At 64.5% G+C, this 12,639-nt stretch carries 10 protein-coding genes; 1 reads left to right on the top strand and 9 read right to left on the bottom strand.

Features of this window, described 5'->3' with window-relative positions; genetic code table 11:
- Nucleotides 1-10 precede the first annotated feature (10 nt).
- Genes A9971_RS27435 through A9971_RS27410 form a run of 6 tightly spaced genes read right to left on the bottom strand, consistent with a single transcriptional unit; the run spans nt 11 to nt 6,481 of the window.
- Nucleotides 11-1,603, bottom strand: a complete 1,593-nt coding sequence (locus A9971_RS27435; protein WP_041118261.1) for an LPS biosynthesis protein — start codon at nt 1,601-1,603, stop codon at nt 11-13.
- An 11-nt stretch (nt 1,604-1,614) separates the two neighbouring features.
- Nucleotides 1,615-2,634, bottom strand: coding sequence for a polysaccharide biosynthesis/export family protein (locus tag A9971_RS27430; protein ID WP_011061369.1), 1,020 nt, complete (start codon nt 2,632-2,634; stop codon nt 1,615-1,617).
- Nucleotides 2,635-2,656: 22 nt separating this feature from the next.
- Nucleotides 2,657-3,301 carry a CpsD/CapB family tyrosine-protein kinase gene (locus A9971_RS27425; RefSeq protein ID WP_011061368.1) on the bottom strand — a complete coding sequence of 215 codons (645 nt, stop codon included), beginning with the start codon at nt 3,299-3,301 and terminating at the stop codon, nt 2,657-2,659.
- A gap of 1 nt (nt 3,302) precedes the next feature.
- On the bottom strand, nt 3,303-4,055 hold the full coding sequence (locus A9971_RS27420; RefSeq protein WP_019093969.1) for a sugar transferase: 753 nt from the start codon (nt 4,053-4,055) through the stop codon (nt 3,303-3,305).
- Nucleotides 4,056-4,112: 57 nt separating this feature from the next.
- Nucleotides 4,113-5,132: an NAD-dependent epimerase gene (locus A9971_RS27415; protein WP_011061366.1), complete on the bottom strand. Its 1,020-nt coding sequence runs from the start codon at nt 5,130-5,132 to the stop codon at nt 4,113-4,115.
- Nucleotides 5,129-6,481: a UDP-glucose/GDP-mannose dehydrogenase family protein gene (locus tag A9971_RS27410; protein ID WP_011061365.1), complete on the bottom strand. Its 1,353-nt coding sequence runs from the start codon at nt 6,479-6,481 to the stop codon at nt 5,129-5,131. The genes A9971_RS27415 and A9971_RS27410 overlap by 4 nt, the downstream gene beginning before the upstream one ends.
- 645 nt (nt 6,482-7,126) lie before the next feature.
- On the opposite strand from A9971_RS27410, the gene A9971_RS27405 reads away from it, so the two are divergent.
- Entirely contained in the window at nt 7,127-8,428 is a 1,302-nt protein-coding gene (locus tag A9971_RS27405) for an OprD family porin (protein WP_183000212.1), read from the top strand.
- Between the two features lie 90 nt (nt 8,429-8,518).
- Here A9971_RS27405 and A9971_RS27400 read toward each other — a convergent pair whose 3' ends face one another.
- The 3 genes from A9971_RS27400 to A9971_RS27390 all read right to left on the bottom strand — a co-directional run bounded on the left by A9971_RS27400 (nt 8,519) and on the right by A9971_RS27390 (nt 12,630).
- Complete coding sequence (locus A9971_RS27400; protein WP_065364092.1) at nt 8,519-9,457, bottom strand: carbohydrate kinase; 939 nt, start codon at nt 9,455-9,457, stop codon at nt 8,519-8,521.
- 13 nt (nt 9,458-9,470) lie between these two features.
- A complete protein-coding gene (xylB, locus tag A9971_RS27395; RefSeq protein WP_065364091.1) occupies nt 9,471-10,967 on the bottom strand; it encodes a xylulokinase in 1,497 nt (498 codons plus the stop codon).
- A 181-nt stretch (nt 10,968-11,148) separates the two neighbouring features.
- Nucleotides 11,149-12,630, bottom strand: coding sequence for a mannitol dehydrogenase family protein (locus A9971_RS27390; RefSeq protein ID WP_183000211.1), 1,482 nt, complete (start codon nt 12,628-12,630; stop codon nt 11,149-11,151).
- Nucleotides 12,631-12,639: the final 9 nt, after the last annotated feature.

The following is a 12,639-nucleotide window of genomic DNA, read 5'->3' as shown; positions in this document are numbered from 1 at the left end:
CTCAGGTCGCTCACTGTTTGGCCCAATGCCAGGCCCAGCGCCAGGTCCAGCGCGGGTACGGGTTGACCTGGGGCTGCTCGACCGCGTTGAGCACCATCAGCACCGGCAGGCCGAGGTGATCACTGACCTGGGCCGGGTGCTTGAAGCGATGGTCGAAGAACTCGTAGACATAGCCCAGGGCAATGGCCAGCAGCAGGCCGGTGAGCAGGCCCAGGGGAATGATCAGCATCGGCTTGGGGAACGCCGCTTCGCTGGGTTCGTAAGGCTGGCTCAGGACCCGCGCGTTGGACAGCTCGCCACTGATCAGGCGCTCGCCACGGCTCTCTTCGTAGCGCTGGGTGTAGGTGAAGAAGGCTTTGTGCAAGGCATCGATTTCAGTGTCCAGCTGGCGCAGTTTGCTCAGGACCTCTTGCAGGTCGCGCACCCGCGCCTTGTAGTCGTTGATCCGCGCGGTCTTCTGGGCGATCACCGACTGGGTGATCTGCAAGTCGCTGCTGCGCTCGCGCACGCGGTTTTCCACCACCTTGAGGAACTGCGCCCGGGCCCGCACGATCTGCTCGCGCTGCTGCTGCATGGGCACGCTGTCGGCGCGGTAGGTGTCGGCGGTGGTGCCGTACTGGCTCACCAGGTTGGTCAGCTGTTCGCCCAGTTGCTTGATCTCGCGATCTTCGTAGGCAACGTTGTCCACGGTGTTGGCGAAGGCGAAGGGGAAGGTGTAGTCGGTGAGGCCGGCCTTGCGCGCGGCAGCCAGGTTCTTCTGCAGGTAATCCAGGCGGCGCTGGTTCTCCAGGGCCTGGTCGCGGTAGCCGTTGAGCGATTGCTCTTCGGTGTTGATGGCGTTCAGGCGGAAGGTGATCTCTTCCTTGGGGTCGGAGGCGTGGGCCGCTTCCAGCAGGGCCTGGCGCTTGCCTTCCAGGTCATCCAGGCGCGACTGGTACTGGGCCTTCTTCTGTTCGTAGAAGGCTTCGGGCAGTTCGTTGGATTGCAGGTCCTGGCGGTTCTTCAGGTAGTTGGCCAGCAGGCGCTCGACAAAGCGCGTGCCTTCGGCGGCGTTGGGGCTGGCGTAGACGATGGAGATCACGTTGGAGCCGGGCAGGGTGCCGATCTTCAGGTCCTTGACCGCCTGGTCGGTGAAGGCATCCAGGCTGGTATCGCGCACCGGGTCCACGGCCAGGCCGAAGAAACCGCGTACCGGGTTGATCACATGGTTGCGCAGGGGGTCGATCAGGCCATTGCGGATCGGCTTGACGATCAGCCGGGTCAACAGGCCCTCGCTGCCGCCGAACTGGCCTTCGCGGCGCAACTGGTCGATGGTGTCGCGGATCAGCGTGGGTGAACGCAGGATGTTGCTCTCGGTCTCCATGTCCGCCAGCGACGGCGGGATGAACTTGTCGGAGTCCGGGGCGAGCACGGTGTTGGCGTCGGTCTGCGAGAGTTTCTTGGACTGCACGATGACTTCGGCAGTGATCTCGAAGCTCTGCTTGAGCACCAGGGGCAGCAGCAGGGCGATCACCGCGAAACCCAGGAACACCCGTTTGATCAGGCGCCGATTGACAAAGAACACGAGCAGGAACTCGTGCAGGTAGTTTTCGATCTTGGTCATCAAGAGGGAACTCAGTTGTTGTTCGTTTCTTTGTTGTCGACGCGGTAGCCGAAGCTGAACCCGACACCCTGGAACATGATCACGTCCGCCAGCTGCTTGCTCAGGGCGCCGGCCTTGGCCAGGCGGGTCTTGGGCACATAGAGCATGTCGTCGGGCTGCAGGTAGGCGAATTGCAGGGCCTTGCCGTCCAGCGCCGCGTCGGCGTCGTAGACCCGGGCTTCGACCTGGTTGCCCTTGCGCCGCATGATCACCACCGAATCCAGGCGTGCAGTGGGGCCGGCCCCCTTGGCCAGGGTCAGGGCCTCAAGCACCGAGATCGGCCGGCGGATCGGGTAGGCTCCGGGCTGGCCGACTTCGCCCATGACGAACACCTCGTTGGAGGCGGTGGTCTTGAGCAGCACATCGACGCTCACCGAACCCACCTCCTTGGCATAGCGCTGGTTGACCAGGGTCTGCAGCTCGCTGAGGCTCTTGCCCTGCAACGACAGGCTGCCCAGAAGCGGGAAACTGGCGCGGCCGTCGGAGCCCACGACGATCTCGCGGCTAAGCCCGGTGGCCGGGTTGGTCAGGCTGGTGCGCAGGTTGTCCAGCTGGGCCATGGCGTGGGAGATCGAAAAGTTGATCTGCGGCTTCTTCAGCACCTTGGCGTATTGGGTTTCCAGGACCTGGCGCGCCTGTTCGGCGGAGAGCCCGGCGACCTGGATATTGCCCACGTAGGGCATGTCGATGCTGCCGTCGGGCAGCACCAGTTTGCTGCCGCCCAGTTCCGGAGCGGTGAGGAAGGTCACATCCACCTGGTCGCCAGGCTGCACGAGGTAGCGCTGCTGGCTGGTGGTGCCGATATGGAAGATCACGTCCAGCACGTCCTGGGGCCGCAGCACCTGCTCGATGGGCACCACCTCGGTGAGCTGTGCCTGGTCGGCCGGGGCGCTGAGGATCTGCACCGGCATCTGCTGCGGCTCGCGATTGACGCAGCCGCCCAGGGCCAGCAGCAGTGACAGGCTCAGCAGGGAAAGTCTTGGCTTGTTCATGGTTACACGGTCCTTGTGCCGGTCAGAGACGGTCATAAACCCACTTGGGCATGTAGTACTTGCGGGCGTTGAACACGCTGCCGATCAACTTGGCCTCGGCCTGGATCAGGCGCTGGGCGGCGGCCTGGGCCACTTCCCAGCGGGTTTCCTCGCTGCGCACCACCAGCACCACGCCGTCGACCTGGGTGGCCAGGGTGAGGATGTCGCCGCTGCTGTAGACCGGGTCGCCGTCGATGATCACGAAGCGGTATTCCTCGGCCAGGGCCTGCAGCAGTTCGCGCAGCAGTTCCGGGGTCAGGCGCTCGCTGTACTGCTGGCGGCGGCCCAGGGGCAGGAAGTCGAAATTCACCGCGTCGCTGCTCTCGATGCACGAGGCCAGGGGCGGCGGGGTTTCGGCCAGTGCCAGGTCGAGGAAGCCGGGCCGCTCATCCAGGGCCAGGCGCCGGGTCAGGCTGCTGTCCGAGAGGCTGGTGTCCACCACCAGCACCCGGCCGCGGCTGGTGCGCGCCAGTTCGTTGGCCATGCTCAGGCTGCTGCTGGTGACGCCGCTGTTGCGGTTGGCCGCGGTCAGCAGGATGACCCGCAGTTCCTGGTCGAGTACGGTCACCGCCAGGTTGCTTTCGCTGGGGCTCTGGATCTTCAGACTGGCAAAGGTTGCTGCCGCCATTTCAACTTGCTCCGTGGCCATTGAGGACCTTGAAAGGGGTTTTGATCAGGATCTTCAGGTCGAGCCAGGGGCTCTGCTGGAAGATGTAGGTCATGTCGAGGGTCACGCGGCCGTCGAAATCCACGTCGCTGCGCCCGGATACCTGCCACAGGCCGGTGATCCCCGGGTAGATGCTCAGGCGGCCGAGGTGGTGTTCCTTGTAGGTCTGGGCATGGAACGAGGTGGGGCGCGGGCCGACGATGCGCATCTGGCCGAGCACCACGTTGATCAGATTGGGCAGCTCGTCGAGGCTGGTACGGCGCAGGAAACCGCCGATTCCAGTGATCCGCGGGTCGCGGTCGATCTTGAAATCCACCGAGTCGGCGCCGTGCTTGTTCAGGTGGCGCACCGAATCCTTCAGGGCCTCGGCGTTGACCACCATGGTGCGGAACTTGTACATGCCGAAGCGCCGGCCGCGAAAACCGGTGCGCAACTGCACGAAGAACACCGGGCCGGGGCTGGTGAGCTTGATCAGCAAGGCCACGACCAGCAGCACCGGCGACAGCAGCACCAGCAGCACCGCGGCCAAAAGCGCCGAGGTCAGGCGCTTGCTGCGCGACAGGGTCCAGGGCCGCCCGCCGTCGCGGCCGGTGATCCAGCCGTGCTGTTGCAGGTCGATGGCGGCCTGGACCTTGCGCCGGAACGGATCGTTGCGCCGGTCGATGTGCAGCGGGGCGGGCACCTCGGTTGCGGGCGATGAGAGAGGTCTATCCATATCCACCGGGAATACTTCCATTGCAGGGGTTGGGTAAAAACGTTCGGCTGTCGCGGCTCAGGACGCCGCGCCCGGGTAGTAGCTCAGGTACCACTGGACGAACTCGCGCAGGCCTTCCTCCAGGGGCACCTGGGGGCCGAAACCGGTGAGGTTTTCCAGGGCGCTGACATCCGCGCAGGTGTTGAGCACATCGCCGGGCTGCAGCGGCAGGTATTCCACCTGGGCCTTGTGGCCGAGGAGTTTTTCCAGGGTCGCCACGTAGTCCTTGAGCTCCACCGGGCGCTGGCCGCCGATGTTGAACAGGCGCCAGGGCGCCATGCTGGTGGACGGGTCCGGCTGTTCCCGGTCCCACAGCGGATCGCGCACTGGCGGCTTGCCCAGCAAGCGCACCAGGGATTCGACGATGTCGTCGATGTAGGTGAAGTCGCGCTGGTGCATGCCGTAGTTGAACAGTTTCAGCGGCCGGCCCTGGCTGATGGCGTCGGCGAACAGGATCGGCGACATGTCCGGCCGGCCCCAGGGGCCGTACACCGTGAAGAAGCGCAGGCCGGTGGCGGGCACGCCGAACAGGTGGCTGTAGCTGTGGGCCATCAGCTCGTTGGCTTTCTTGCTGGCCGCATACAGCGACAGCGGGTGGTCGACGTTGTCACTGACCTTGTACGGGGTCTGCTGGTTGGCCCCGTACACCGAACTGGACGAGGCGTAGATCAGGTGTTGCACCGGGTAGCGCCGGCACATCTCCAGCAGGTTGAGGAAACCGCTGAGGTTGCTGTCCAGGTAGGCCTTGGGGTTTTCCAGGGAATAGCGCACCCCGGCCTGGGCGGCGAGGTTGATCACCACCTGGGGCCGTACTTCGGCGAACAGCCGTTCCAGGCCCTCGCTGTCGGCCAGGTCCAGGCGCTGCAGGGGAAAGTGCCCTACCTGGCGTTCCACCCAGCGCACCCGGTCGCGCTTTAGCTGGGGGTCGTAGTAGTCGTTGAAATTATCCAGCCCGGTGACCTGGTGCCCATCCTTGAGCAAACGCAGTGCGGTATGGGCGCCGATGAATCCGGCGGCCCCGGTGATCAGGATATTCATGCGCGCAATGCCTCCGGTACACGGTAGGGCAGGCCGATGCTCAGGTAATGCAGGCCGGCATCCGCTGCCTGTTGCGGGTTGTAGAGGTTGCGGCCGTCGACCACCAGGCGATCCCTGAGGGTCTCGCGCAGCAGCGTGAAGTCCACCACGCGAAAGGCCTTCCATTCGGTGCAGATCACCAGCGCGTCGGCGCCTTGCAGGGTGTCGTCACGGGTGGCGCACAGTTGCAGGTCATCGCGGTAGCCGTACAGGCGCCGGCATTCGGTCATGGCTTCCGGGTCGTAGGCCTGGACCTTGGCCCCGGCCTCCCACAGTGCCTGCATCAGGTAGCGGCTGGTGGCTTCGCGCATGTCGTCGGTGTTGGGCTTGAAGGCCAGGCCCCAGAGCGCGATGACCTTGCCCTGCAGGTTGTCCCCCAGGTGCGCCTTGAGCTTGCGAAACAGCACATGGCGCTGCTGCTCATTGACGTCGCGCACGGTCTTGAGCATGTGCGGTTCCAGCCCGTGGCTTTCTGCGGTGTGGATCAGCGCCCGCAGGTCCTTGGGGAAGCACGAGCCGCCGAAGCCGGCGCCGGGGTAGATGAAGTGGTAGCCAATGCGCGGGTCGGCACCGATGCCCTTGCGCACGGCATTGATGTCCACCCCCAGGCGTTCCGCCAGGTTGGCCATCTCGTTCATGAAGCTGATGCGGGTGGCGAGCATCGCGTTGGCCGCGTACTTGACCAGCTCGGCGCTGCGGTTGTCCATGAACATCAGGCGGTCATGGTTGTGGTTGAAGGGCGCGTATAGCTCGCTCAACTGCTGGCGGGGCAGGTCGTCGGCGCAACCGACGATGATCCGGTCCGGGCGCATGCAGTCGGCCACGGCCGAGCCTTCCTTGAGGAACTCCGGGTTGGAGACCACGTGCACCCGCAGTTCGGATTTGCCCAGGTCTGCCAGTTGTTCGGCGACGGTCTCGATCACCAGATCGGCGGTGCCCACCGGCACCGTGGATTTGATCACCAGGGTCTTGTCGCTGAACATCAGGCAGGCAATGTTGCGCGCCACCGCCAGGACATGGTCGAGGTCGGCGGAGCCGTCTTCGTTGGAGGGAGTGCCGACCGCGATGAAAATCACCTTGCCGTGGCCCACTGCATCGCTGGCCTGGGTGGTGAAGTGCAATCGGCCGGCCTTTTGATTCTCTTCGATCAGGGTCGCCAGGCCCGGCTCGTGAATCGGCGGAATAGAACGTTGCAGCTGGGCGATCTTGTGGCTGTCGATATCGACACAGACCACGTTATGCCCGACATCGGCCAGGGCAACTGCTTGCACCAGGCCAACATAGCCAGTACCAAAAACGCTGACTTCCAAGGGAACGACCTCGTCCATGATGAGTGTTGGGGTGAGGGTGGTTCTCACCTTCTGAAAAGGCGTATGGCACATTGCCGCTATCACGCTCTTTTTTTGACACTACCATAACGTAGAGACGTTTAATTGACGTTTTGCCGTGTTACATAAATGACAGCTGTGTTTTGTTTATTTTTCGATGAATAAAATAATGTTTAAAAACAATTAGTTAAGCGTCTTCATGATGGTCATCATGGAAAGCGTCAAATAGTTGGTTTTTGTTAATAAATGACTGAAAAAACCGACGAACGGTAGTTCGGTGAGACGAAAAGCTAATGCCTTTTTGACATTACCTGCTACGGCATCCTGGGTTCCGAAGGCGAAGCTGAGCAGTCGGACAGTTTTTTTGACGCTTTTCTGCAGCTTGAAAACTGTTGAAATTGATCGTTTTTTTCAAAGATATGGCTGGCAAGGCGGGACGGGTAGCGCCGGTTATGACCAGGCGGGCGTCAGACTAAAGTCGGGTTGGGAGGGTGGGGGCTATCTGCCATCATTGCCGGTCTTCATTGATTCAATCAATTTAGCTGGCGATTACAGATTCGCTGGGTGAATTTCACCTGGGTCTTTTTTCTTTACCTCGCGTCACTGATTTGCTGCTGGAGCCTGTTCATGCGTCCCCCTTTCCCTTTACTCAATCCGTGCCCATTGCTGGGTCTCGGCGCTGCCGTGCTGTGCGCGGGTTTTGCCCCTCTGGCCAATGCCGCGGGTTTTTTCGAAGACAGCAGCGCCAAGCTGGAATCGCGCACGATCTACTTCAACCGGGACTTTCGCGACGGCCACACCAGCACCAACCAGGGCGCATCCAAGCGTGAAGAATCGGCCCAAGGCTTTATTCTCAACCTGCAATCGGGCTACACCGAGGGCACCGTGGGTTTCGGCCTGGACGCCCTGGGCATGCTGGGGATCAAGCTCGACTCCAGCCCCGACCGCAGCAACAGCGGCCTGCTGCCCTCCAGCGGTCACGACCCGCGGGGCTCGGCGGACCAGTACGCCAAGCTGGGGTTGACCGCCAAGGTCCGGGTCTCGCAGACGGTATTCAAGTACGGCGCCCAGTTGCCGGACCTGCCACTGCTCAAGTACAACGACGGGCGCCTGCTGCCCACCATGTTCAACGGCGCGGTGCTGACTTCCCGGGAGGTCAAGGACCTGACCCTGACCGCGGCCCGCTTGAACCGCTACACCGCGCGGGACTCCAGCGATGCCCAGGACATCCGCGTGCACTGCAAGAACAAGCGCTACGCCTGCAACACCACGGCGGATCACTTCGACACCTATGGGGTGGACTACAAGTTCAACGATCGCCTGACCGGCCAGTACCACTACGCCGAGCTGGAAGACATCTACCGTCAGCATTTTGTCGGCCTGCTGGCCAACCAGCCCCTGGGGCCCGGCGTGCTCAAAGGCGACCTGCGCCTGCTCAAGAGTGCCGACACCGGCGCCGAGCGCGCCGGCGGCATCGACAACCGCGCCCTGAGCACCATGCTCGGCTACAGCGTGGCCGGGCACGTGTTCAGTGCCGGCTGGCAGCGCATGTACGGCGACAACTCCATGCCTTACCTGGATGGCAGCAACCCGTACCTGGTGAACTATGTGCAGGTCAACGACTTCGCTGCGATCCAGGAGCGTTCCTGGCAACTGCGCTATGACTATGACTTCAAGGCCATTGGCCTCAATGGCTTGAGCTTCCTGACCCGCTACGTCAGCGGCGACCACATCAAGGTCCCGGGCAGCCTGCGCGAAGGCCGCGAATGGGAGCGCGACAGCGAGCTCAAGTACGTGGTGCAGAGCGGCACCTTCAAGGACGTGAGCCTGCGCCTGCGCAACGCCACCTACCGCAGCAACTACCAGAAGATCGCCCGCGACATGGACGAAACCCGCCTGATCGTCAGCTACAACTTCTCGCTGCTCTGACCGACGACTCTGGTAGAAGCTGGCTGGCCAGCGAAGGCGGTAGCCGCAATTGCGCAAGGCTTGCGGGCCTCTTCGCCGGCAAGCCGGCGGCTACGGGAGTTGATGCCGGTACGGCAGGTCCGGGCCGGTGCGGGTGCAGGTCTGGGCCGCGGCGTTGACGGCGAAACGCAGCAGGGCGTCGGTCTGTTCGCGATCGAGCTGTTCAAGGCCCTGGGGGGAATCCAGGCCCTGCTCGGTCAGCCAGGTGATCAGCGCGGCCTGGAAGGTATCTCCGGCGCCCACGGTGTCGGCAACCTCCACCCGGGGCGCGTCCACCGACCAGCTGCCATGCCCACGGCTGAACACCGTCGCGCCCTGGCTGCCACGGGTCAGGAACACCAGCCGGGCGTTGCCTTGCAGCCAACCCCGGATCAGCGTCTCGGGCGCCTGCCCGGGGTACAGCTGGGCCAGGTCTTCGTCGCTGACCTTGATCAGGTCGGCATGGCCGGCCAGTTCGGCGATGCGCTGGCGCCACAGCTGGATATCCGGCTGCGGGTTGAGCCGTACGTTGGGGTCCAGGCTGATCAGCCGCTGCCCCCGCTCACGGCGCACCAGGGCCAGCAAGGTATCGGCAATCGGCTGCACCACCAGGGCAAACGAGCCGATATGCAGCCCGCGCACCTGTGCGTCGAGCTGCGGCAGGTGCTCTTCTTGCAACTGGCGATCGGCACAGCCCTCGCCGCGAAAGCTGTAGTGGGGCGAGCCATCGGCGCCCACGGCCACCATGGCCAGGGTGGTGGGGGCGTCGAATTCCCGCAGGTAGCGGGTATCCACGCCTTCGTTTTCCAGCACCCGCCGCAGGCGCTGGCCCAGGTAGTCCCGGGACAGCCCGGCCAGCAGGGCGACATCGACGCCCAGGCGGCGCAGGCCCACTGCCACGTTGAACGGCGAGCCCCCGGCGATCGCCTGGAACGCCACTTTACTGGCCGGGGCCCCGGCCTCATCCGCGCTGAAAAAGTCGAACAGCGCTTCGCCACACACCAGATACATAGTCATTCGCTCTTCAAAGGCTTGCCAGTTGCTGTCGATAGCGCTGGTACACCGGTTCGTAGGCCGCCACGTGTTCGGCCCGGGGCTGGGTTTCGCTGCCCGGGTCGAGGCGCACGCAGCGCTCGCAGAGTTGTTGCAGGTCCAGGTCCGGATCGTCCTGCCGGCCATGGCACCAGGCTGCCTGGATCGCCGCGCCCAATGCGGCGGCTTCGGCCTCGCGGGGGCAGATCACCGGGGCATGCATGATATCGGCGACCATCTGCCGCCACAGCAGACTTTTCGCACCGCCGCCGATCAGTCGGATGCTCTGGCTGTGCAGGCCCGCTGCGCGCAACAGGTCGAGGCCGTAGCGCAAACCGAAGGTGGTGCCTTCCACCACCGCGCGGCACAGGTTGGCCGGGGTCAGGTTGTCCAGGGTCATGCCGTGCAGGCTGCCCTGGGCCTGGGGCAGGGCGGGCACTCGCTCGCCGTTGAAGAACGGCAGCAGGCACAGCCCCTCGGCCCCGATGGGGGCCTGCTCCAGCCGCTGGTTGAAAGCGGCAAGGTCCAGGCCCAGCAGTTCGCGCACCAGGGTGGTGGCGTTGGTCAGGTTCATGGTGCAGATCAGCGGCAGCCAGCCACCGCTGGACGAACAGAAGGTCGCCACCGAAGGCTCGGGGCTGATCAGCGGGCGCTCGGCGTAGGCATACACGGTGCCGGAGGAGCCCAGGCTCATGGTGATGATTCCGGGCTGGATATTGCCGGTGCCGATGGCCCCCAGCATGTTGTCGCCACCGCCGCTGGCCACCCAGGCATCCGCGCTGATCCCCAGTTGCCGGGCGACCGGCGCAAGGATCCGGCCCACAGGCTGGTGCGCTTCGAGCAACGGCGGCAAGGCCCGCTCCAGGCGCCCGCTGGGGTCGATATGGGCCAGCAGGGCGCGGTCCCAGTCGCGCCTGCGCACATCGAAATAGCCGCTGCCCGAGGCATCGCCGTACTCGCTGCAGCAGCGCCCGGTCAGCCAGAAATTGAGGTAGTCGTGGGGCAGCAGGATATGCGCAATGCGCTGGAACAGCTCCGGATGCTGCTCCCGGGTCCAGAGCAGTTTCGACACCGTGTAGCCCGGGGCAATGGCCAGCCCCAGGCGCTCCAGGGAGCCCTGGGTGCCCCCCAGCCAGTCCAGCAGGCGCTGGTTTTCGGCGCTGCTTTGGGTATCGCACCACAGCTTGGCCGGGCGCAGCACCTGGCCCTGGTCATCCAGCAGCACCAGACCGTGCTGCTGGCCGCAAACCCCGACACCGAGCACCTGCCGGCCATCCACCCCGGCCGCCTGCAAGGCCTGCCGAGTGGCGCTGGTGCAGGCTTGCAGCCACTGCGCGGGATCCTGTTCGCGGCAGCCATTGGCGCCGCTGATCAGGCTGTGGGGCGCAGCGCCCCGGCCCAGGACGGTGCCGCTCCGGCTGTCGAGGATCAGCGCCTTGGTGCCCTGGGTGCCGCAGTCGAGGCCGAGAAAAAGCGCGGGTTGAGTCATCGTCGCTCCTGGTGTGGGTGATTATTGTCGAGCTGTAGCCGCTGCCGAGCCTGAGGCGAGGCTGCGCTAAGGCCCGCAGGTCCTTGCCTGGCGATCTGCAGCCGAACCTGCAGCGTCCTTGTAATCGCTGCATCTCCTTCGACGCAGTGCCGCCCAGGCCGTTCGCAGCCTGCGGCAGCGGCTACACGGGCCTGGCCAACAATCGCTCCAGCGTCTTGCTCACGCCATGTTCGCGCAAGCTGTTGAAGCAGCGCTCGAAAGCATCGACAAACGCGCTGGAATGGGGAATCGCCGAGCCGAAGATTTCTTCCACCGCCAGCAAACGCTGGGTCAGCAAGGTATCGTCGGCCACCAGGGCCTGGCAGAACTCGGCCCGCGGGTCGGGAACCCGGTAGCTCAGGCCATTCTCGTCCACGCCCTTGAGGTACAGGGCCCAGGCCGCCACCACCAGGGCCGCACGCTCGGTATCACGGCCATCGGCGATCAGCCGGTTGATGGTAGGCACGGTGAACTTGGGAAACTTCGACGAACCGTCGCTGCACACCCGCTCTAGCTGGTCGGCGATCGCCTGGTTGGAGAAGCGCTGGACCAGGGTGTCCTTGTAGGCCGCCAGGTCGATGCCCGGTACCGGCGCCAGTTGCGGGGTTACGTCCAGGTTCATGTAGGCGCGCATGTAGGCGACGAACAGCGGGTCGTTCATGGTTTCGTGGACGAAGCGGTAGCCCTTGAGAAAGCCCAGGTAGGTCAGGGCCAGGTGGCTGCCGTTGAGCAGCTTGATCTTCATCTCTTCATAGGGCGTGACGTCGTCGGTGAACTGCACGCCGACCTGTTCCCAGGCCGGCCGGCCATTGCAGAACTTGTCTTCCAGGACCCACTGCACAAAGGGCTCGCAGACGACCGGCCAGGCATCGTCGATGCCGTGCTCATCGTGCAGTTGCAGGCGGTGGGCGGTGCTGGTCATGGGGGTGATGCGGTCGACCATGGCGTTGGGAAAGCTCACGTGGCGCTCGATCCAGTCATGCAGGTCGGCGTCGCGGCGGGCGGCGAAGGCCAGCAGCGCCTTGCGGGTCACCGCGCCGTTGTGGGGCAGGTTGTCACAGGACATCAGGGTAAAGGCCGGGATCCCCGCGGCCCGGCGCAGGGCCAGGGCCGCGCAGAGAAAGCCGAATACCGTGCGCGGCTGTTGCGGATGGGCCAGGTCGTGCTGGATCTGCGGCAGGTGCAGCATGAACTCGCCCGTGCTGTCGTCGATGCAGTAGCCGCCCTCGGTGATGGTCAGGGAGACGATGCGGATCTCCGGGCTGGCCAGCTTGTCGATCAGCGCCTGGGCGTCGTCCTCGGCCAGCAGCATCTGGCTGATGGCGCCGATCACCCGCACCTCGTGGCCGTCGCCATCGCCCAGCTCGTACAGGGTGTAGAGGTAGTCCTGGCCGGCCAGATCGTCCCGCGCGCGGCGGTCTTCGGAGCGCAGGCCGACCCCGCAGATGCTCCAGTCCAGGCCCTGGCCCAGGTTCATCAGGGCATCGGTGTAATAGGCCTGGTGGGCCCGGTGAAAGCCGCCGACGCCAATGTGCGCGATGCCCTGGCGGGTGGCGGTGACGGTGTAGGCGGGTACCCGCACCTGGGGCGGCAGTTGGCTGAGGTTCAAGCGTTTGAGTTTCATGCAGGGCTC

Source organism: Pseudomonas sp. UME65 (assembly GCF_014170225.1).
Lineage (GTDB): Bacteria > Pseudomonadota > Gammaproteobacteria > Pseudomonadales > Pseudomonadaceae > Aquipseudomonas > Aquipseudomonas protegens.
This window is presented reverse-complemented; position numbering and strand designations above follow the sequence as displayed.

What these genes read in the sequence shown, in the direction of transcription:
- A9971_RS27435 (WP_041118261.1), bottom strand. Translation starts at nt 1,603, where the DNA reads ATGACCAAGATCGAAAACTACCTGCACGAGTTCCTGCTCGTGTTCTTT.
- A9971_RS27430 (WP_011061369.1), bottom strand. Translation starts at nt 2,634, where the DNA reads ATGAACAAGCCAAGACTTTCCCTGCTGAGCCTGTCACTGCTGCTGGCC.
- A9971_RS27425 (WP_011061368.1), bottom strand. Translation starts at nt 3,301, where the DNA reads ATGGCGGCAGCAACCTTTGCCAGTCTGAAGATCCAGAGCCCCAGCGAA.
- A9971_RS27420 (WP_019093969.1), bottom strand. Translation starts at nt 4,055, where the DNA reads ATGGATAGACCTCTCTCATCGCCCGCAACCGAGGTGCCCGCCCCGCTG.
- A9971_RS27415 (WP_011061366.1), bottom strand. Translation starts at nt 5,132, where the DNA reads ATGAATATCCTGATCACCGGGGCCGCCGGATTCATCGGCGCCCATACC.
- A9971_RS27405 (WP_183000212.1), top strand. Translation starts at nt 7,127, where the DNA reads ATGCGTCCCCCTTTCCCTTTACTCAATCCGTGCCCATTGCTGGGTCTC.
- A9971_RS27400 (WP_065364092.1), bottom strand. Translation starts at nt 9,457, where the DNA reads ATGTATCTGGTGTGTGGCGAAGCGCTGTTCGACTTTTTCAGCGCGGAT.
- xylB (WP_065364091.1), bottom strand. Translation starts at nt 10,967, where the DNA reads ATGACTCAACCCGCGCTTTTTCTCGGCCTCGACTGCGGCACCCAGGGC.
- A9971_RS27390 (WP_183000211.1), bottom strand. Translation starts at nt 12,630, where the DNA reads ATGAAACTCAAACGCTTGAACCTCAGCCAACTGCCGCCCCAGGTGCGG.